This is a genomic window from Paenibacillus mobilis (assembly GCF_058267595.1).
Map to the genome: position 1 here is coordinate 262,930 of NZ_JBZCMS010000007.1, position 20,816 is coordinate 283,745.

Sequence of the window (20,816 nt, forward strand, 5' to 3'; positions counted from 1 at the left end):
TTCAAGGAGGAAATTTAACATGATTATCAATCACAATATTGCGGCTTTGAACACTTCCCGTGCTCTGAACTCTGCTTCTAACGCACAAAGCAAATCGATGGAAAAACTGTCTTCCGGTCTTCGCATCAACCGTGCCGGTGACGACGCTGCCGGTTTGGCAATTTCCGAAAAAATGCGTGGTCAGATCCGCGGTCTGGATCAAGCTTCCCGTAACGCTCAAGATGGTATTTCCTTGATTCAAACAGCTGAAGGCGCGATGAACGAATCCCACGACATCTTGCAACGTATGCGTGAACTTTCCGTTCAATCCGCGAATGATACGAACACAGCTGATGACCGTGATCAATTGCAAAAAGAAGTAGATCAACTGTCCCAAGAACTTTCCCGTATCGGTAACGATACTGAGTTCAATACTCAGAAATTGCTGAGCGGTAAATTCAGCGGTACTTTCCAAATTGGCGCAAACCAAGATCAAAACATTTCCTTGTCTATTGGTGATGTTCGTGGGTTCCAACTGGGTGTAGCAGGAGCTACTAAAGTTACTGAGACCACTACAATTACTGATGGTGGTGATGGTAACACTAATTTCTCAGATGGGAACTATACAGTTAGTGAAGGTGCTACTGCCGGTACTTTCGAAATGAAAAATGCTGCTGGTGAGGTAGTTGGTACAAGTACAGACGGACTTACGTTCGAGTCTAAGAATGGCGATGATACCTTTGTACTTGACCAGAAAGCTGGCGCTGGTAGTAAAATTAATATCTCAGGCTCTGATGTAACCGCTCAAGCATCCTTTGCGAATACAAATGGTCTGCAAGCAGGGGATTACACAATTAAATTTGCAGCTGGTGCTTCCACAATTGAAGATCAAAACGGTAAAGTTATTGCTACTTCTACTGATGATCAAACCTTTACAAGTGTTGAAGATCCAACAAAAACTTTGTTGTCGCTCACTGCAGCAGTAACGGGAGATACAAATCTCTCCGTAGGCGGTATTGATATTTCTTCCCGTGATGCAGCCAACACTGCTATTACAACAATCGATAAAGCCATCACTAGCGTTTCCAGCGAACGTTCCAAACTGGGTGCTTACCAAAACCGTCTTGAACACACCATCAACAACTTGGGAACTTCTTCCGAAAACCTGACAGCTGCTGAATCCCGCGTTCGTGACGTGGATATGGCTTCTGAAATGGTTAACCAAACGAAGAACTCCATCTTGGCACAAGCGGCTCAAGCAATGTTGGCTCAAGCGAACCAACAACCGCAATCCGTGCTTCAATTGCTTCGTTAATTTTAAGCTTAATTCTCAGCCTCGGGCGTTTGCCTGGGGCTTTTTATTTTCCCCATAAGTCTAAAACAACCTCGTGAATCAGCCGATATATAAGGTAAACTATTCTGCCGGAGGTCATGTTTATGAATCTTCAGTTTTCGATGTCCGTAAATGCAGCTGTACCTCAGCCGAAAGCTCAGGTAACGGGAACCGCGCAGCAGGAATCACTTTCAACAGGTTCAACTCCGCCTGCTTCTGGTTCAGAGAAGATCCAAACTTTGCAGGAATTAAAGAGAGTAGAGAAGCAAGGTGTTCCGGTTTCTGTAGCGCAGGAAGCGTTGGTCCGCCGGATTGATCAAGCCATTAAGGCGTTGGATGGTCCAGAGACGACACTTGCGGTCAGCGTGCATGAGCCCACGCATTCCATCATGGTGAAGGTTCTGAACAAGGATACGGGAGAAGTGATACGGGAAGTACCTCCGGAGAAGACACTTGATCTGGTGGCCAAAATGATGGAGATCGCCGGAATTGTCGTAGATAAACGGATATAAATAAAGGAGGTTTTGAATTTGTCATCTGTAAACCCATCAAGCGCTTTAAGAATCAGCGGTCTGGCTTCAGGAATCGATACGGACAGCATGGTCAAGCAGCTGATGGCGGCACAGCAAGGGCCGCTGGATCAGTTAAATCAGCAGAAACAGATTTTGCAATGGCAGAGAGATACTTATAAAGATTTGAACAGTAAACTGGTTGATTTTAAATTAAATAAACTTTCTTTATACTCCAAATCCCAATCACTGGTTACCCAGACCGCTTCGGTTTCCGGGAATAAAGATGCTGTTAGTGCTCAGGCTACAGCAGATGCGAGCAGCAGCTCTATGTCGGTAACGGTAACCCGACTGGCACAAAAACAGGGTGTGCAGGCAAAGCTTATATTAAACGATCAATCAGGGAATTTGAACTCTTCAACAACGCTATCCCAATTGCAGGGCGGCAGCGGATCAGACAGTTATAAGATTACGGTTAATGGTACTACGCTTACTTTTAGCGGCAACGATACGATTGGCTCTGTGGTCGCGAAACTTAACAGCAGCAGTGACGCGGGCGTATCCGCTTCCTTTGATGAAGTCAGCGGAAGACTTCTGATCTCTTCTAAAGACTTTGGCGGGAAATTCAATTTGGACTCCGACATGGATAATAATAATTCCCTGCTGAAATTAGTTAATTCTACGAATGTTGACAAACAACAGGCTGAAGTGACGATATCGGTTCCAGATCCGGATAATACCAGCCAAACCATCGAAAAGACCTACACTTCCGATAGCAATACGCTTGTTGTAAACGGCGTGAGCCTCACGTTTAATGAAGTAACGGGGAACAACGGGCCAAGTAAAGTCACTACTACAACAGATAGCACGCAGCTAATAAATACGATAAAAGGGTTTGTTGATGCTTATAACAGCTTGCTCGGCGCTTTAAATGATACAGTGGGTCAGGAACGATACCGCGACTATCCTCCGCTTACGGACGCTCAAAAGAAAGATATGAGCGACGATGATATCAAGGCTTGGACCGAGAAGGCTCAGAGCGGTTTGCTCAAAAACGACGACATTTTGAAATCGGCAATCAACGATATGCGTTCGGCTATGACAAATGCCATGGGCGGCCACTCCATCAATCTGTCGGATATTGGTATTACAACCGGAGAGTGGTATGAAGGCGGCGTGCTTACGCTGGATGAAGACAAGCTTAAGCAGGCCATTGAGAACAACCCGCAAGGTGTGACAAACCTTGTTCATAATAGCAGCAGCACTGGAATATTTGATTCTCTTAGTAATTCACTAAACGATGTTATCAAGCAAATTTCGGATAAGGCGGGAACTTCCCAGTTCTCTACAAGCACTACGGCTGCATTAAACTCTCAAAGCGTCATGGGCAAATTGATGACGGATTATGACCAGCGGATCTCTGATATGCAGGATAAGCTGGATGCGATGGAGCAGCGGTATTACAGCCAGTTCAGCGCTATGGAGCAGGCGATTAGCCAGCTCAATAACCAGTCTACAAGCTTGACAAGTTTACTCTCCAGTTAAAGGAAGGAAGTTAATATGATTACAACTCCTTATGAGAAATATCGGCAGGCATCGGTGCAGACTTCTCCGGCACAGCTCCTGATGATGCTATACGACGGGGCCATCCGGTATACTCAGGCCGGGATCAAAAGTATTGGAGAAAACGATTTTGAGAAAGTAAACTTCAATTTGGGCAAAGCCCAGGCTATCTTCAGCGAACTGATGTCTACGCTGAACTTTGATTATGATATTTCCAAAAACTTATACGCTTTATATGAATATATGAACTACTTGCTCATTCAGGCTAATACCAAGAAGGAATCCGGGCCAGCTGAGGAAGCACTCGGATTTTTAAAGGATCTAAGAGAAACCTGGTATGAGGCCAGTAAGCAGGCAGGTAATTTGCCGGGCGGCCAAGCATGAAGCAGGAAGAAACGATTAATATGCTTGTGGAACTCACGGCCAATACGGTTTCCGGCTGTGTGGCGCTGACGGAGGAAGATCTCTCGGCCTTCATTCGTCAGCGTGAATATTTAACAGGTCAGATTATGCAGCAGGCCAAGCAAGAGCCATTGACGCCTGAACAAAAAGGGAAATTATCCTCGCTGCTGGAACATGATCGAGAAATATTGGAAAGAATGACTCTGCTAAAAAATCAGGCGGCTAAATGGCTGCTCCAGCGGAACCAGGCTAAAAAGCAGCGCGGAGCCTATGAAAATGATTTTTATGCGGATAGTATTTTAATGGATAAAAGAAAATAATAAAAAATAATTTCCTTGTTTCGATAATGGAAAATTTGTTTATATATATTTGCAGACTCCATTTTGTTTACGTCACAAAAACACCCGTCTCTTGCCAAAAGACACGAAAAAAGACAGTTTTCTACATTTCCCAACAATTTAACTGTTTTTACCCCGATTGACGTAGGGGGGAGCGGGTGGTATATTCGAAATGTGGGACTGACTCACTTATTTGACAATGAAGGGAATGTTAGTGCATGCAAGGTAAAGTTAAATGGTTTAATGCTGAGAAGGGTTATGGATTCATCGAAACTTCCGAAGGTGGAGACGTATTTGTTCACTTCTCCGCGATCCAATCAGAAGGCTTCAAAACGCTGGAAGAAGGACAAGACGTAGAGTTCGACATCGTCGAAGGCGCACGTGGACCGCAAGCGGCTAACGTTATCAAATTATAATCATCCCGGCACGGCCGACCTACATATACGGTATTGATGGTTAACAATTGAAATCGCTTAGCATAGCAGCAGACCCCAGAAATGGGGTCTTTTCTTTGTGTATTGCTTATGTAAAAATAGCTCTCCCGGCTCCTGCGAAATTTTTACACTGCCCTTACAGTGTGGTATAATTAAGGAGCAAAGGAGGAGTGCTTTATGCTAAATATAAGTGTTCGAGGTCAACAGATTGAAGTAACTGATGCTTTGCGTGATTACGTAAGCAAGAAGTTAACACGGCTAGAGAAATACTTTGATGCACCCCCCACTTCTGACGCAACGGTTACGTTGAATGTGGCCAAAGGCGTACACACGGTTGAAGTCACGATCCCGCTCCCCGGCATTCTGCTTCGGGCAGAGCACAAAAGCGACGACATGTATGGCTCCATTGATGCCGTTGTGGACAAGCTGGAACGTCAGATCCGCAAATACAAAACCAAGGTAAACCGCAGACGCCAGGAAGGCATTAAAGGCCTGGTGATCGAGGAGCCGGTGGATGGTCCTTTGCTAGCAGCGATGGAAAACGATGAGGAGGATTACAACGGACTTGAGGTTGTTCGGACGAAACGCTTTACGCTGAAGCCGATGGACGTTGAGGAAGCGATTTTGCAGATGGATTTGCTGGGACACAGCTTTTTCGTCTTCTCCAACATTGATTCGAGAGATGTCAACGTGGTTTACAAACGGAACGACGGACGGTACGGTTTGATTGCTCAGGATTAATCGCTTGAAGTCCTGATTCCGAGCCAAAGTTATCCATTGATGTGACTAATATGTGAATATAATATGAAATCTTTTGGAAAATGTCTGAAAATGGAGCCTTATTCGCACCCGAATAAGGCTCTTTACTCGTATATATTAGGAAGAGAAAAAGGAATTGGCATCAACACCCGTGTTGCGGCGTGTCTTACAAACTGTTACAATTTAGGCAAACGACCTGTTTTGCGTGAAAGGGGAAAACCATGCTAGGACTTGTAAAGAAGATTTTTGGCGACATGAACGAGCGTGATGTCAAACGTCTTTCAAAGACTGTGGACTTTATTAATACATTAGAACCCAAATTTACGGAGCTTACGGACGAGCAGCTGCAGGCGAAGACTGTAGAATTCCGTGAGCGGCTTGAAAAAGGAGAAACGCTGGACGACCTGCTTCCGGAAGCTTTTGCAACCGTTCGTGAGGCTTCCAAGCGTGTGCTCGGCAAACGCCATTATGATGTGCAGCTGATCGGCGGCATGGCGCTGCATGAAGGCAGAATCGCCGAAATGAAAACCGGTGAAGGTAAGACGCTGGTCGGTACCCTTCCGGTTTATTTGAATGCCCTTTTGGGCAAAGGCGTTCACGTCGTTACGGTCAACGATTACCTGGCGCAGCGCGACAGCGCGGAAATGGGCCAGATTTATAACTTCCTCGGCATGACGGTCGGCGTTAACCTGAACGGCATGGAGCATGCGGATAAGCAAGCTGCTTACGCGTGCGATATTACTTATGGTACAAACAACGAATTTGGTTTCGACTATCTTCGTGACAATATGGTTCTTTATAAAGAGCAGATGGTACAGCGTCCGCTGTATTTTTGTATTATTGACGAAGTGGACTCCATCCTCATCGATGAAGCGCGTACGCCGCTGATCATTTCCGGACAGGCTCAGAAGTCTGCGGAGCTTTATTATGCAGCGGACCGTTTCGTGAAACGTCTCGTGAAAGAGGAAGATTACACGGTTGATATTAAAGTGAAATCGGTTGCGTTGACGGAAGCGGGCGTGGCTAAAGCGGAAAAAGCCTTCGGCATTTCGAACCTTTACGACCACGCTAACGTTACGCTTAACCACCACATCGTGCAAGCCTTGAAAGCCAACGCGATCATGCGCCTTGACGTCGACTACGTTGTGTCGGAAGGCGAAGTGCTGATCGTCGACGAATTTACGGGCCGCATCATGCAGGGCCGCCGTTACAGCGATGGCCTGCATCAGGCGATTGAAGCGAAAGAACAGCTGGAAGTGCAGAACGAAAGCATGACGCTCGCGACGATCACTTTCCAGAACTACTTCCGGATGTACCGCAAGCTGGCCGGCATGACCGGTACGGCGAAGACAGAGGAAGAAGAGTTTAAGAAAATTTACGGCCTTGAAGTGCTTCAAGTGCCTACGAACCGTCCAAACCGCCGTGTGGATATGCCGGACGTCGTTTACAAGAGCGAAGCGGGCAAATTCCGGGCCGTCGTAGACGAAATCGTGAAACGCCATGCGAATAAACAGCCGGTGCTGGTAGGTACGGTATCCATCGAAAACTCCGAGCTGTTGTCCGAAATGCTGAAACGCAAAGGCGTTCCGCATAAAGTCCTGAACGCGAAATACCATGCTGAAGAAGCTGAAATCATTTCCCATGCCGGTGAAGCCGGTTCGGTAACGATCGCCACCAACATGGCGGGCCGTGGTACCGACATTTTGCTTGGCGAAGGCGTTGAAGAGGTTGGCGGACTGCACATTGTGGGTACGGAACGCCACGAATCTCGCCGGATCGATAACCAGCTGCGCGGCCGTTCGGGCCGTCAGGGCGACCCGGGTTCCACCCAATTCTATCTGTCCATGGGCGATGAGCTGATGAAACGGTTCGGCGCCGACAACGTGCTGGCGATGATGGACCGTCTCGGCTTTGATGAAGATTCGCCTATCGAATCCAAAATGATTACCCGTGCGATCGAATCGGCTCAGAAACGGGTTGAAGGCAATAACTTCGACGTTCGTAAGATCGTCCTCCAATATGACGACGTCATGAACCAGCAGCGCGAAATCATCTACAAACAGCGCCGCGAGGTTCTGGAGTCCGAGAACATCAAAGAAATCGTGCTGGATATGATCAAGCCGGTTGTTGAACGCATTGTGGAAGCGCACTGCAGCGACGACATCCCTGAGAACTGGGAGCTTGAAGAAGTGGCCGACTACGTAAATGCCAAACTGCTCGACGGCGAAATGACCAAAGACGAGCTATGGGGCAAAGAGAAAGAAGAGATCGTCGAGTATATTTTTGATAAAGTGCTGCAAAAATATAATGCTCGCGAAGAGCAAATCGGCGAAGAAATGATTCGCGAGTTCGAGAAAGTGATCGTGCTCCGCTCTGTAGACAGCAAGTGGATGGATCACATCGATGCGATGGATCAGCTCCGTCAAGGTATCCACCTGCGCGCATACGGCGGTACGGATCCGCTCCGCGAATACCAGTTCGAGGGCTTTGAAATGTTCCATGAGATGATCGCAACGATCCAGGAGGAAATTGCGACCTACATCATGAAAGCCCAAATCGAAACCAACCAGGAGCGTCAAGCGGTTGTCGACGAGAACCAGGTTTCTACGAACGGCGAACCGGCGGAGAAACATCCGGTACAGCGCGGCGTAGAGGTTGGACGCAACGACCTTTGCCCATGCGGCAGCGGCAAGAAGTACAAACACTGCCACGGGCAGGAAGCGTAAGCTTTCGCCGTTGGACGATTCGCCCGAAGCCCTTTTTGAACTTAATGAGTAACAGTTCTAGATACAAGGTTATATTCTTTTACTAATGCGGCCCCGTCTCTTTTTGCAGTTTTGGAAAGAGGCGGCGGCTATACTTTTGCCTGAGGTGATGAAATCAAATGATCGATCCAAGCGTGAAACAGGATCTGCGTGAGATAAGCAAGAAATTAACCAACCTTAGGGGGTCTCTTTGACTTAGATCTGAAGCAAGAGATGATCGCCAACTTCGAAGAGAAAATGGCTGCGCCTGATTTTTGGGATGATAACGATTCCGCTCAGCAGCTGATCAATGAAATGAACGCCGTTAAATCCTCTGTGGACCAGTACAGCAAACTGCAGCAGGAATATGACGATATTACGGTCATGATTGAACTGGCCGAGGAAGAGGGCGACGAGTCTCTCGAATCCGATATTGAAGCCTCTGTGCAGGAGCTTGTGGAGAAGCTGAACACGTTTGAGCTGCAGCTGCTGCTGAACCAGCCTTACGATAAAATGAACGCCATCCTTGAGCTTCACCCGGGCGCGGGAGGCACGGAATCCCAGGACTGGGGTTCGATGCTGCTGCGGATGTACACCCGGTGGGCGGAGAAACGCGGCTTCAAGGTCGAAACGCTGGACTATCTGCCGGGCGACGAAGCCGGTATCAAAAGCGTTACGCTGCTCATCAAGGGCTACAATGCTTACGGTTACCTGAAGGCGGAAAAAGGAGTGCACCGGCTCGTCCGGATCTCGCCATTCGATTCCTCGGGCAGACGCCACACTTCGTTTGTGTCCTGCGACGTGGTGCCGGAAATTTCCGATGATGTCGAAATTGATATCCGTACCGAGGATTTAAAAATCGATACCTACCGCGCGAGCGGCGCCGGCGGTCAGCATATCAATACGACGGACTCGGCCGTGCGGATTACACACATCCCGTCCGGGATCGTCGTGACTTGTCAGAATGAACGCTCCCAGATCAAAAACCGCGAGCGCGCCATGACGATGCTCCGTTCCAAGCTCTATGAACGCAAGATCGAAGAGCAGCAGAAGGAACTGGCCGAAATCCGCGGCGAGCAGTCCGACATCGCTTGGGGCAGCCAAATCCGTTCATACGTTTTCCATCCTTACAGCATGGTCAAGGATCACCGGACCAGCGTTGAAACGGGCAACGTAGGCGCGGTGATGGACGGCGACCTGGACGCTTTTATCGATGGTTACCTGAGAAGCCAAATCAAAACGGAACAGAATTAAGCGTGATTGAACAGATATCCCTGCAAGGTTTTCTTTCGAGAGCTGCCGGTTTTGCCGGCGTTTTCCGGGAGAGCTTTGTGGGGTGTTTTTATGAAGAACAATGCTTAGCCGCGTTAGAGGAGTGAAGTTCACATGCCGACTAAAGGCCGCAAACGCCGGATCAACGAATGGGTACCCGTAAACGGGCCGGGCCGCCATGCCGTCGATACCTTAATGATTATCATCGGTTCGTTTATTACGTCGCTGGCGTTTAATTTGTTTCTGCTTCCGGCACATATCGCTTCGGGCGGTGTGTCGGGGATTTCCGTTATTTTGAATTATACGCTGGGCATCAATCCGGCTTATGTGCAGTGGGCGCTCAACATTCCTTTGTTCCTGGCGGGCTGGTGGCTGCTGGGCCGGGAATATTCGATCCGCTCGCTGCTGGGCACCATTCTTCTCCCGCTGTTCGTTTTGTTTACGCAAAATTGGACAGCGCCCACTACGGATCCGCTGCTCGCCTCCTTATACGGCGGGATCGGCGTCGGTTTGGGGCTTGGCATCGTGTTCCGGGGACGCGGCTCCACAGGCGGTCTGTCGACTTTGGCGCAGATCGTGCAGAAGTACAGCGGTCTTAACCTGGCGACCTGCGTCGTACTGATGGACGGCACGGTTATTACGGCCGCGGGCTTTTTACTGAGTTGGGAAAAAGCGCTTTACGCCCTTATCGGGCTCTACATCACCGGAAAAATCATCGACGCCGTCGAGCTCGGCTTCAGCTACACGAAAGTCGCTTACATTATCGCCGACAAAACGGATGAGCTGTCTGAAGCCATATTGGTTCAGATGGACCGCGGGCTCACGAAGCTGGAGGGTCGGGGCGGATATACCGGTGATGACCGGACCGTTTTGATGGTGGTCGTAAACCAAAGCGAGGTTATCCGGCTGAAAACGATCGTTCAGGTGATCGATCCGGACGCTTTCGTCATCATCAGCAATGCGCATGAAGTGTTGGGCAAAGGGTTCAAGAGACAGGACTAGCTTTGAGAGGTTTTTTGCCGCAAGGGTTTAAAGATCACTGTAGGGTTCAAACCAAGCTCCTTTGCCGGAGCTTTTTTGATTTTTCGGGGGAACTGCGGGTTACAGGGTTACCTATTAATAATTTCTATCCACGTATAGGGCAAGTCTATTATCCAAATGATTGACTGCATAGGGGGAACAAGATAAAGTAAGATTCACAATCCTTATTTAACCTGTAGGAATTAACTGGATTAGGGGCCGATGACAGCCAGGAAGGCTGGAAAAGCCGGGTTTATTAACGAAGGGGCAGGGCGCTGAGCAGCTGCTAAACCGCTCTGTGACCTTTTTAAAGAGGAATCTGGCTGGATGTATTTCCGGCAACGACGGGGAAGATAAAAGGAGGCAGGAAACGTGACGGAATATCCGGGCAAGGAAGAAAATCAAGTGATAATTCGGGACGCGCAGGAAAAGGACCAACCGCAGATTGAACGGCTGCTGCTGGAAGCTTACGGCCAGTATGAAGAGACCATGCCTGCCGACCGTTGGTTGGAGTACCGCGAGAGCATCCGGCAATCGGTGTATAAAGAGGGGCCAGTCGCCAGGATCGTGGCGGAACTGGATGAAGAGATTGTAGGCAGCGTGCTGCTGTTTTTATCGTCGGATATTGCCTACGGTCGTCCCGAACTGGATATTCAGAACCCGATCATCCGGCTGCTTGGGACCTCGCCAAAGGTCCGGGGACGTGGGGTGGCCACCCTTCTGATCCGCGAGAGCATCAAGCGGTCCAAAGAGCTTGGAGGAGAAAAGCTGTACCTGCATTCCTCCGACCTCATGGCGCCGGCCATTCGCCTTTACGAACATTTGGGTTTTGCACGGACACCGGAGAAGGAGATGTACAACGGAACAACGCTGGTGAAATGCTACAGTCTTCCTTTACAGCAGGAAACAGCCGAAGCGGGAGCTGGCGACTCTTTAAACAGATAATAGGAAAAAGATACAAAGGGACTTTAGGCCACGGCCTGGAGTCCTTTTTTGTTTGGCACAACGGAATGAGCTTTCAAAAGGTAGAGAAACGGAGTTTCGCTAGAGAGGGCTTCTCCGTATGTACACCATCCGAGCAGATAGTAAATTTTTTTAAAATCGTTGTATTTATATAAACGTGAATGTATAATAATTCATAAATGTTATCGGCCATGAATAATTCATTAATAACAGTCCGAACAAGAAAGCGGGGTTAGCAGGTTGGCAGAGTCAAACAAAGTGAAAATCGCTATTGTAGGTTCCACCGGGTACGGAGGGGTGGAGCTGATTCGTTTTTTGTTAAACCATCCTAACGCGGAAATCACCTCGGTCATCTCGTCTTCGAATGCCGGAGAGCTGATTACGGAAGGGTTTCCGCATCTGTCGGACCTTTTGGTGCTCCCGCTGGACGGGGTGGACCCGGCCTTGATTAAGTCGAAGGCAGACGTGGTATTCACGGCAACGCCATCCGGCGTCAGCGGCAAGCTGGTGCCCCAGCTGCTGGATGCAGGCCTTAAGGTGATCGATTTGTCCGGTGATTTCCGGATTAAAGACGGCGCTGTATACGAGCAGTGGTATAAACATGACGCGCCTCCGGCAGAACTGCTGGAGCAGGCGGTTTATGGCTTATGTGAGGAAAACGGGGACAAGGTGCGGGGTCTCGACTTCGTTTCCAATCCGGGCTGTTATCCGACGGCAACCCTGCTGGGGCTTCTGCCGGCAGTCAAAGAAGGCTGGATTGATCCGGACAGCATCATTATCGATGCCAAATCCGGCGTATCGGGGGCGGGCCGCGGAACAAGCCTGATGACCCATTATGCGGAAATCAATGAAAATATGAAAGTTTATAAAGTAAACAAACACCAGCATATTCCGGAAATCGAGCAGGCCTTGTCGATAGCGGCAGGCAAACCGGTGACCGTAACGTTCACCACCCATCTCGTGCCCATGACGAGGGGAATTATGAGCACGATTTATGCCAAGCTGAAGGGCGGCCGAACGGAACAGGAGCTTGTGGACTTATACCGACATTATTATGAAGGAAAATCTTTTGTGCGGATCCGTGAGGCCGGCAAGTTCCCGGCAACCAAAGAGGTTTTTGGGTCGAACTATTGCGATATCGGATTCTCCGCGGATGTCCGCACCGGCAGGGTGACGATCGTATCGGTCATCGACAATGTGGTGAAAGGCGCGGCAGGCCAAGCGATTCAAAATTTGAATTTGATGATGGGCTGGGAGGAGACGACCGGACTCAAGCTGAGTCCCGTATATCCGTAAGGCTTCGAGAGGAGACAATCATGGAAACAGTTGAGCTTTGGAAAGTGGTGGAGAACGGCTCCGTCACTTCACCGTTAGGATTTCAGGCAGGCGGACTGCACTGCGGTTTGAAAAAGAACGACCGCAACGATCTCGGCTTCATACTCTGCGAAGTGCCGGCTGTAGCCGCTGCGGTTTATACAACTAACGTATTCCAGGCCGCTCCGCTGCTGGTTACGCGGGACAGCTTAAAGGACCGGAAGCTGCGCGCGGTTGTGGTGAACAGCGGCAATGCCAATGCCTGCACGGGCAAGCAGGGTGAGGACGACGCTTTTGCGATGCGTGCGGCGGCGGCTTCCGTTTTGGGCCTGAAGGAAGGTGACGTAGCGGTAGCGTCTACCGGCGTGATCGGGGAGAACCTGCCGATGGAAAAGGTGGTAGGCGGCATTGCCAAGCTGCCTCAGGCAGCGGCTTACGGCGACGAAGGGGCGGAGCAGTTCAGCCAGGCGATTTTAACCACGGATCTCGTGAAAAAGACAGCCTGCGTCAAACTTACGATCGACGGCCGCGAGGTCACGATCGGCGGTGCCTGCAAAGGTTCGGGCATGATCCATCCGAACATGGCGACGATGCTGGCGTTTGTCACCACCGACGCCGCCGTGGAGCCGGAGGCGCTGCAAAGCCTCCTGGTAGGCACCACCAACGTGACCTTTAACATGATCACGGTTGACGGGGATACCAGCACCAACGATATGCTGCTCGTCATGGCCAGCGGGCTGGCGGGCAACCGGCCGCTTTCGGCTGAACATCCGGAATGGGAGCCGTTTGCGGAGGCGTTCCGTTATGTCAACGAATCGCTTGCCAAACAAATCGCGCGGGATGGAGAAGGCGCTACGCATTTAATTGAGGTTCAGGTGAAAGGCGGGATTAATGATACGTCGGCCGGCGCCATCGCGAAAACGATCGTAGGCTCCAGCCTCGTTAAATCGGCCGTCTTCGGAGCGGATGCCAACTGGGGCCGGATCATAGCGGCGGCAGGCCGCGCCGGTGAACCGATTGACCCGTCCAACGTTGATATCCGGCTGGGACCGATCATTGTGCTTAAGGGTTCCAAACCGGTCGCTTTTGACGAAGAGGAAGCTCTCGCTTACCTAAAGGGCGACACGGTACAGATTTTTGTGGACCTGCACGGCGGTGAAGGCGCGGCAACGGCTTGGGGCTGCGATTTGACCTATGACTATGTGCGGATAAATGCGGCTTACCGGACTTGATCTTTTTTTAGTTTCGATAGGCAAACCTGCTATCCTATAAATCATTTTAGAAACGAACTAGCTTTTTCTTTTTCTTGATAGAGCATAAGTAGGACGTCATAGAGTTAATCGTTATAGAGACAAAGATTATGGACCGAACTCGATAAAATAACTTGCAGACCCCCGTTCCGGTCTCCGCGTGAGCCGGATTAAGGGTCCAGGGAGAGGGGCAGGAAAGATGAGCATATTGTCCGGTCAGGCCGTGCAAACGGGAAATCAGTCAGAAAGCGGCGCCGCTTCGGCGAAAGGCATGTTCGTCATGAAATGTGGGGGCAGCACCCTGGCGGCGCTGCCGGAGGTGTTTTTCGAGGAGCTGGGCGCCCTGCAGCGGCAAGGGGTTGAGCCGGTGATCGTTCACGGCGGCGGACCGGCGATCTCGGACAATTTGTCCAAACTCGGCATAGAGACGAAATTTGTGAACGGTTTGCGGTATACGACGGAAGAGGTGCTGGATGTCGTTGAAATGGTGCTGGCCGGCACGATCAACAAACAGATCGTCCGCCGCATCCAAAGCGCCGGGGGGAAGGCGATCGGGCTGTCCGGCAGCGACGGTTCGCTGCTCCTTGCCAAACCGGTGGCCCAAAGCCGCGAGGTGGGTCTGGTCGGCGAAGTGACCCGGGTGGAGGCAGGAATTTTGAAGGGCGTGCTGGAACTGGGATATATACCGGTTGTAGCTCCGCTTGGCGTCACCCCTGACGGCCAGCGCCTGAACATTAACGCCGATACCGCCGCAGGAGCCGTGGCTTCCCGGCTGGGGGTCAAACAGATGATCGTGGTGACTGACGTCCCGGGCATCATGCGGAATGTAAACGGCGAAAAGAGAGTGCTGCCGGTGGTGACCGTCCAGCAGACCGAAGATATGATCGGCAGCGGCGAAATTTACGGCGGCATGATTCCGAAGGTGCGGGCGGCCATTGACTGCATCCATGGTGAGGTGCAGGAGGTTGTTATCGTGCCGGGGGCTGAACCTAAGGTCCTCAGCCGCGTGCTGGCGGGCGAACCGATCGGGACACGAATTGTACGGATGTAATAGTGGCGGATGTAGATCATAAAACCATTTCAGGAAGGGGTAGAAACAAATGACCATGACACCATCCGAAACCCAAGCGGCCGAAACGCCGCAGGGGCAAGGTTTGAACCAGGCGGCGGGGGCCGCTGCCGGAGAAGCGCCAAGCGCGCTTTTTCCCAATTACAGCCGGTATCCGCTTGCTCTGGTGAAAGGCCACGGCAGCTGGCTGTGGGACGACAAAGGCAACCGTTATCTGGATTTTATGAGCGGCATTGCCGTCACGAATCTTGGCCACGCGCCGGAGAAAGTGAAGGAGAAGCTGAAGAACCAGCTGGACCAGCTGTGGCACGTCTCGAACCTGTACCAGCTTCCGCTGCAGGAGCAGGCGGCGCAATTGCTCACGAAGCACAGCGGTTTGGATGCGGCTTTTTTCTGCAACAGCGGAGCTGAAGCGAATGAGGCGGCGATCAAGCTGGCACGGCGTTATTTTCAGAAGGTAAAAGGCGAAGAACGTTATGAGATTATCACGTTTAAACAGTCTTTCCACGGACGGACGCTCGCTACGCTGACGGCTACGGGCCAGGATAAGGTCAAAGAAGGTTTCCTGCCTCTTCCGGAAGGTTTCAAAACGGTGCCTCTGCATGATGAAGAAGCGCTGAAAGCGGCGATCGGCCCCAACACGGCGGCTATTATGCTGGAGATGGTCCAGGCGGAAGGCGGCATTTATGCCGTAACGCCGGAATTTGTGCAGACGATTACGGGGCTCTGCAAAGAGCACGGGCTGCTGCTGATCATCGACGAGGTGCAGACCGGCATGGGCCGGACCGGGCGATGGTTCGCCCACCAGCATTACGGCATCCAGCCGGACATCATTACGGTGGCCAAAGGGATTGCCAGCGGTTTCCCAGCGGGGGCGATGCTGGGCAAAGCCTATTTGCGCGAAGCTTTTTCTGCGGGCAGCCATGGCTCGACGTTCGGCGGTACGCCGCTGGCGACATCAGCGATCGTGGCGACTCTCGAAGTGATGGAGGAAGACCGGCTGCCGGATCGTGCGGCAGAGATGGGCGTTTATTTGAAAGAACAGCTGGAGCAGAAGCTGTCCGGGCTTTCTTTTGTGAAGGAAGTCAGAGGACTTGGCCTTCTGGTTGGCATCGAATGTGCCGGCTCGGTCGGCGACCTCGTGCTCGCCGGGCAGGCCAACAAGCTGCTGTTCATCACAGCCGGCCCTAACGTGATCCGCCTGCTGCCGAACCTTTATGTGACGCATGAAGAAGTCGACCAGGCGGTGGAGACTTTGTACAACGTGATCAGCGCTTATGAAGCGCAGAGCCAGGAGGACGTTTAACATGAGTTTGGCACAAGCAGGAGCAACCTTCGCGCTGAAGGGGCGCGATTTCATAGAATTGACGGACTACACCAGCGAGGAAATCCGCTATTTGATCGATCTGGCGATCGAGCTGAAGCGCAAGCAGAAGAACGGCGAGGTTTACCAGCCGCTGGCGGGCAAGACGGTTGGACTTATTTTTGAAAAATCCTCCACCCGCACCCGTATTTCCTTCGAGGTTGGGGTGTACCAGCTGGGCGGGCATGCCCTGTTCCTCAGCAAAAACGACATCCAGCTCGGCCGCGGCGAAACGATCGCCGACACGGCCGGCGTGATGTCCCGCTATCTGGACGGCATCATGATCCGTACGTTCGGTCATGACCGCGTCCTTGAACTGGCGAAACACGCCGACATTCCGGTCATCAACGGACTCAGCGATGCGGCGCATCCGTGCCAGGTGCTGGCGGACTTCCAGACCGTGTACGAATACAAAGGCAAGCTGGAAGGCTTGAAGCTCGCTTATATCGGCGACGGCAACAATATGGCTCATTCGCTGATGCTCGGCGGCGCCAAACTTGGCGTTCACGTGTCGATCGGCTGCCCGGCCGGCTATGAGCCGGACCCGCAGATCGTGGCGCAGGCCCGCGAGATCGCGGCAGCTACGGGCGCTGTGATCGAAGTTGTAGGCGATCCGGCTGCGGCCGTCAAAGACGCCGACGTGATCTACACCGACGTGTGGGCGAGCATGGGTTTTGAAGAAGAGCAGAAGGTGCGTGAAGCGGCTTTTGCTGCTTACCAGGTGAACGAAGAGCTGGCTGCGCTGGCGAAGCCGGATTATCTGTTCATGCACTGCCTCCCGGCCCACCGCGGCGAAGAGGTGAGCGAAGGTGTGATCGACGGCAAACATTCGATTATTTTTGACCAGGCGGAGAATCGTCTCCACGCGCAAAAAGCGCTGATGGCGGCTTTGATTGGATAGAAGAATGGAATAGAAAAATGGAATAGAAGAACCACAATTGGAAGGGGAACCGGAACTCTTATGGCAAAAGAAAAAATCGTCCTCGCCTACTCGGGCGGACTGGACACCTCAATTATTTTGAAATGGCTCAAAGAGACTTATGACGCGGAGATCATCGCTTTTACGGCCGATATCGGCCAGAAAGAAGAGCTGGACGGCCTGGAAGCGAAAGCGCTGGCGACCGGCGCCTCCAAAGTATATATCGATGACCTGCGCGAAGAATTCGCCAAAGACTTCATCTACCCGATGTTCCAGGCGGGCGCTTTATATGAAGGGCAATATCTGCTCGGCACCAGCATTGCCCGTCCGCTGATCGCGAAACGGATGGTCGAGATCGCACGTGCTGAGGGCGCAACCGCCATTGCTCACGGAGCAACGGGAAAAGGCAACGATCAGGTGCGCTTTGAACTGAACGCGGCGGCGATTGCTCCGGAAATCAAAGTAATCGCCCCTTGGCGCCTGCAGGAGTTCCGGGATACGTTCCCGGGCCGCGCCGAAATGATCGCCTACGCGGAATCGCACGGAATTCCGGTTACCGCCTCCGCGGCGAAACCTTATTCCACGGACCGCAACCTGCTGCATATCAGCTACGAAAGCGGCGTGCTCGAGGATCCTTGGTTCGACGCCAGCGCGCCGGAGAACAAAGATATGTTCCTGCTCAGCGTAGACCCGGAGGATGCGCCGAATGAGCCGGAATATATCGAAATCGAGTTTGCGCAAGGCAACGCCATCGCCTTAAACGGCGAGCAGCTTGAGCCGCTCCGCATGATGGAGAAGCTGAACGAGCTAGGAGGCAAACACGGTATCGGCCGTGTAGACATGGTGGAAAACCGCTTCGTCGGCATGAAAAGCCGCGGCGTGTATGAAACCCCGGGCGGCACGATCCTGTTCACCGCTCACCGCAAAATGGAGTCCATCACGATGGACCGCGAAGTCATGAGCCTGCGCGACAGCCTCATTACCCGCTACAGCAACCTCGTGTACAACGGTTTCTGGTTTGCGCCGGAACGGCTGGCTCTTCAAGCTCTGGTGACGGAAAGCCAGAAAAACGTATCCGGTACCGTACGTCTCAAGCTGTACAAAGGCAACGTTATCGGCGCCGGCGTTAAAAGCCCGGTCAGCCTGTACAACCCGGACATCGCTACGATGGAAGCCGACCCTACTCAGTCATACGACCAGGCCGACGCCGCCGGCTTCATCCGCCTGAACGCTTTGCGTCTTAAAGTAAGTGCGGGTGTTAACCAGCAGAATAAGTAGTATTTTTTGTATAAGAAAAATAGCTTTATAGGACTTGGGATTTGTGGAAGAAGGAGCCTTGCTAGTTGCAGGACAGAAGTTTAGCGGAGGGCTCGAATGATTCTGGAGAAGCGTGAGCGTTCGCCTAAAAGCTTTCCGGAGGAAAGCTGCATCGGAAGCATAAGCTTGTATCTGAATTTTTTCCATGAGTTCATCTAATCAGAAAAATTCAGATACAACAGCGATCGGAAGAACATTCGAACTGTAGCGGACCGGAAGGACGTAACTTTTTAGCGAGGTCTTTCTCCCCCATGCCCTATAAAGCCACCCAAGGAGTGAACCATTTGAGCAAGCTGTGGGGCGGTCGCTTTACGAAGCAGACCAACAAGCTGGTAGAAGAATACACCGCTTCGATCGGATTCGATCAGAAGCTTGCGGAAGAGGACGTGCAGGGCAGTCTGGCGCATGTCACCATGCTCGGCAAATGCGGGATCGTGCCGCAGGAAGACGTAGAGACGATCAAAAAAGGCCTGCTGAACGTGCTGGAGAAGATCCGCAGCGGCGAAATCGAATATTCGGTATCCGACGAAGATATTCATATGAACATCGAAAAAAACCTGATCGAGCAGATCGGACCGGTCGGCGGTAAGCTGCATACCGGACGCAGCCGCAACGATCAGGTGGCGACGGACATGCACCTTTACCTGCGCAAGCGGGTTGTGGAATTCGTAGAACTGCTGAAAAACCTCCAGGAAGCGCTGATCGGCCAGGCCAAGGCTAACACGGATACGATCGTTCCCGGGTATACGCATCTGCAGCGGGCGCAGCCGATTTTGTTCGCCCATCATCTGATGGCTTACGTCGCCATGTTCGGCCGCGATATCGAACGGCTGCAGGACAGCTACAAACGGATTAATGTGCTGCCGCTGGGCGCCGGAGCGTTGGCGGGAACAACATTCCCGATCGACCGTCATTTTGTGGCGGAGCAGCTGCATTTTGACGCTGTATATGAGAACAGCCTCGACGCAGTCAGCGACCGGGACTTCATTCTGGAATTCCTGTCGAATGCATCCGCCATCATGATGCACCTGTCCCGGCTCAGCGAAGAGCTGGTGCTGTGGAGCAGCACGGAGTTCCGGTTCGTCGAACTGGACGATGCCTTCTGCACCGGCAGCAGCATCATGCCGCAAAAGAAAAATCCGGACGTCGCCGAGCTTGTCCGCGGCAAAACAGGCCGTGTCTACGGCAACCTGTTTGGCCTGCTGACCGTGCTGAAATCCCTTCCTTTGGCGTATAACAAAGACATGCAGGAAGACAAGGAAGGCATGTTCGACACCGTGGCTACCCTGCAGGGGGCGCTGCAGCTGTTTGCGCCGATGATCGCCACGATGAAGGTGAACACCGGACGGATGCGCGAGGCGGTGAACCAGGATTTTTCCAACGCTACGGATATCGCGGATTTCCTGGTCGGCAAAGGCCTGCCTTTCCGCCAGGCGCATGAAGTCATCGGCAAAACGGTGCTGTACTGCATCCAGAACGGCAAGTTCCTGCTGGACCTTACCCTGGACGAGTTCAAGCAGTTCTCCGACCTGTTTGACGACCGCATCTACGAGGTGCTCCAGCCGGAGACGGTCGTGAACGCGCGTAACGTTTACGGCGGCACGGCCACCGCGCAGGTGGAAGCCGCCATTGCCCGGGCCGAAAGCAAGCTGGCCGAAACCGTCAGCTGGGTGCAGGAGTTTGAGGCGAAGGTGAGTATTTAAAGCAAGCCATGATAGACGCTGAAAAGTGGGGATGTTCCCTACATTCAGCGTTTTATTTTTCTATCAAAATAAGGAAAAATAAGGTTGAATAGTTAGAAATGCTTTATTATACTTTAATACATAGATTTGCGATGTATAGTGATGCGATGTATGAAACGGAAGATATACAGAAAAGAGGACAACTGATGAGGGTGAACAAAGAACTGCTTAAAGGGAGTACTGCCACTTTGATTCTCTCTGTGTTGAATAAACAGGAGATGTATGGGTATGAACTGATCAAGGAAATCGAATCCCGGTCAAATGGCGTCTTTGTGATGAAGGAAGGGACTCTGTATCCGATCCTACATACATTGGAAGCTGAAGGCTGGCTGCAGTCTTATTGGGATCAGAAGGATGGAAGGAAACGGAAATACTATAAAATTACTGACCAAGGAAGCACGCAGCTTCAAGAGAAAACTCGGGAATGGGTTCAATTTCGCGATGCTGTCGACACCGTGATCAAGGAGGGATCTTAAGTTGGATCATCACTTGCAACGTATAGAGGATTATCCGGTCGTTAAAATCT

At 51.6% G+C, this 20,816-nt stretch carries 19 protein-coding genes; all 19 read left to right on the forward strand.

All coding sequences use genetic code 11. From position 1 onward, the window contains the following. Positions 1 to 19 precede the first annotated feature (19 nt). The 19 genes from AC3ZPD_RS15095 (at position 20) to AC3ZPD_RS15185 (ending at position 20,766) form a co-directional block, all read left to right on the forward strand. On the forward strand, positions 20 to 1,294 hold the full coding sequence (locus tag AC3ZPD_RS15095; protein ID WP_490985101.1) for a flagellin N-terminal helical domain-containing protein: 1,275 nt from the start codon (positions 20 to 22) through the stop codon (positions 1,292 to 1,294). A 122-nt stretch (positions 1,295 to 1,416) separates the two neighbouring features. Further along, entirely contained in the window at positions 1,417 to 1,824 is a 408-nt protein-coding gene (locus AC3ZPD_RS15100; RefSeq protein ID WP_490985102.1) for a flagellar protein FlaG, read from the forward strand. Positions 1,825 to 1,842: 18 nt separating this feature from the next. Then, complete coding sequence (gene fliD / locus AC3ZPD_RS15105) at positions 1,843 to 3,366, forward strand: flagellar filament capping protein FliD (RefSeq protein ID WP_490985103.1); 1,524 nt, start codon at positions 1,843 to 1,845, stop codon at positions 3,364 to 3,366. A 15-nt stretch (positions 3,367 to 3,381) separates the two neighbouring features. Next, positions 3,382 to 3,768: a flagellar export chaperone FliS gene (gene fliS / locus AC3ZPD_RS15110; protein WP_490985104.1), complete on the forward strand. Its 387-nt coding sequence runs from the start codon at positions 3,382 to 3,384 to the stop codon at positions 3,766 to 3,768. Further along, complete coding sequence (locus tag AC3ZPD_RS15115) at positions 3,765 to 4,106, forward strand: hypothetical protein (protein ID WP_490985105.1); 342 nt, start codon at positions 3,765 to 3,767, stop codon at positions 4,104 to 4,106. The genes fliS and AC3ZPD_RS15115 overlap by 4 nt, the downstream gene beginning before the upstream one ends. A 236-nt stretch (positions 4,107 to 4,342) precedes the next feature. After that, positions 4,343 to 4,540 (forward strand): cold shock domain-containing protein, encoded by a 198-nt coding sequence (locus tag AC3ZPD_RS15120; protein ID WP_094094426.1) that lies wholly within the window; start codon positions 4,343 to 4,345, stop codon positions 4,538 to 4,540. A gap of 195 nt (positions 4,541 to 4,735) precedes the next feature. Continuing rightward, positions 4,736 to 5,299 carry a ribosome hibernation-promoting factor, HPF/YfiA family gene (gene hpf / locus AC3ZPD_RS15125; protein ID WP_490985106.1) on the forward strand — a complete coding sequence of 188 codons (564 nt, stop codon included), beginning with the start codon at positions 4,736 to 4,738 and terminating at the stop codon, positions 5,297 to 5,299. Positions 5,300 to 5,538: 239 nt separating this feature from the next. Then, positions 5,539 to 8,043, forward strand: coding sequence for a preprotein translocase subunit SecA (secA, locus tag AC3ZPD_RS15130; RefSeq protein WP_490985107.1), 2,505 nt, complete (start codon positions 5,539 to 5,541; stop codon positions 8,041 to 8,043). A gap of 158 nt (positions 8,044 to 8,201) precedes the next feature. Then, positions 8,202 to 9,315 (forward strand): peptide chain release factor 2 gene (prfB, locus tag AC3ZPD_RS15135; protein WP_490985108.1). Its coding sequence is split into 2 segments (ribosomal slippage): positions 8,202 to 8,273 and positions 8,275 to 9,315, totalling 1,113 coding nucleotides; the frame shifts between segments, so codons are not numbered across the junction. A 132-nt stretch (positions 9,316 to 9,447) separates the two neighbouring features. After that, a complete protein-coding gene (locus AC3ZPD_RS15140) occupies positions 9,448 to 10,335 on the forward strand; it encodes a YitT family protein (RefSeq protein WP_490985109.1) in 888 nt (295 codons plus the stop codon). 390 nt (positions 10,336 to 10,725) lie between these two features. Then, positions 10,726 to 11,298: a GNAT family N-acetyltransferase gene (locus tag AC3ZPD_RS15145; RefSeq protein WP_490985110.1), complete on the forward strand. Its 573-nt coding sequence runs from the start codon at positions 10,726 to 10,728 to the stop codon at positions 11,296 to 11,298. A 258-nt stretch (positions 11,299 to 11,556) separates the two neighbouring features. Continuing rightward, positions 11,557 to 12,612, forward strand: coding sequence for an N-acetyl-gamma-glutamyl-phosphate reductase (gene argC, locus AC3ZPD_RS15150; protein ID WP_490985111.1), 1,056 nt, complete (start codon positions 11,557 to 11,559; stop codon positions 12,610 to 12,612). Between the two features lie 20 nt (positions 12,613 to 12,632). Continuing rightward, entirely contained in the window at positions 12,633 to 13,862 is a 1,230-nt protein-coding gene (argJ, locus tag AC3ZPD_RS15155) for a bifunctional glutamate N-acetyltransferase/amino-acid acetyltransferase ArgJ (protein ID WP_490985112.1), read from the forward strand. A gap of 289 nt (positions 13,863 to 14,151) precedes the next feature. After that, positions 14,152 to 14,931 (forward strand): acetylglutamate kinase, encoded by a 780-nt coding sequence (gene argB / locus AC3ZPD_RS15160; RefSeq protein ID WP_490985173.1) that lies wholly within the window; start codon positions 14,152 to 14,154, stop codon positions 14,929 to 14,931. A gap of 49 nt (positions 14,932 to 14,980) precedes the next feature. Next, positions 14,981 to 16,255, forward strand: a complete 1,275-nt coding sequence (argD, locus tag AC3ZPD_RS15165; protein ID WP_490985113.1) for an acetylornithine transaminase — start codon at positions 14,981 to 14,983, stop codon at positions 16,253 to 16,255. A 1-nt stretch (position 16,256) separates the two neighbouring features. Continuing rightward, positions 16,257 to 17,213, forward strand: a complete 957-nt coding sequence (gene argF / locus AC3ZPD_RS15170; RefSeq protein WP_490985114.1) for an ornithine carbamoyltransferase — start codon at positions 16,257 to 16,259, stop codon at positions 17,211 to 17,213. Between the two features lie 60 nt (positions 17,214 to 17,273). Then, a complete protein-coding gene (locus AC3ZPD_RS15175) occupies positions 17,274 to 18,509 on the forward strand; it encodes an argininosuccinate synthase (RefSeq protein WP_094094416.1) in 1,236 nt (411 codons plus the stop codon). Between the two features lie 323 nt (positions 18,510 to 18,832). Next, complete coding sequence (gene argH, locus AC3ZPD_RS15180; protein WP_490985115.1) at positions 18,833 to 20,251, forward strand: argininosuccinate lyase; 1,419 nt, start codon at positions 18,833 to 18,835, stop codon at positions 20,249 to 20,251. Positions 20,252 to 20,436: 185 nt separating this feature from the next. Then, positions 20,437 to 20,766: a PadR family transcriptional regulator gene (locus tag AC3ZPD_RS15185; protein WP_490985116.1), complete on the forward strand. Its 330-nt coding sequence runs from the start codon at positions 20,437 to 20,439 to the stop codon at positions 20,764 to 20,766. The last annotated feature ends 50 nt before the right edge of the window (positions 20,767 to 20,816 follow it).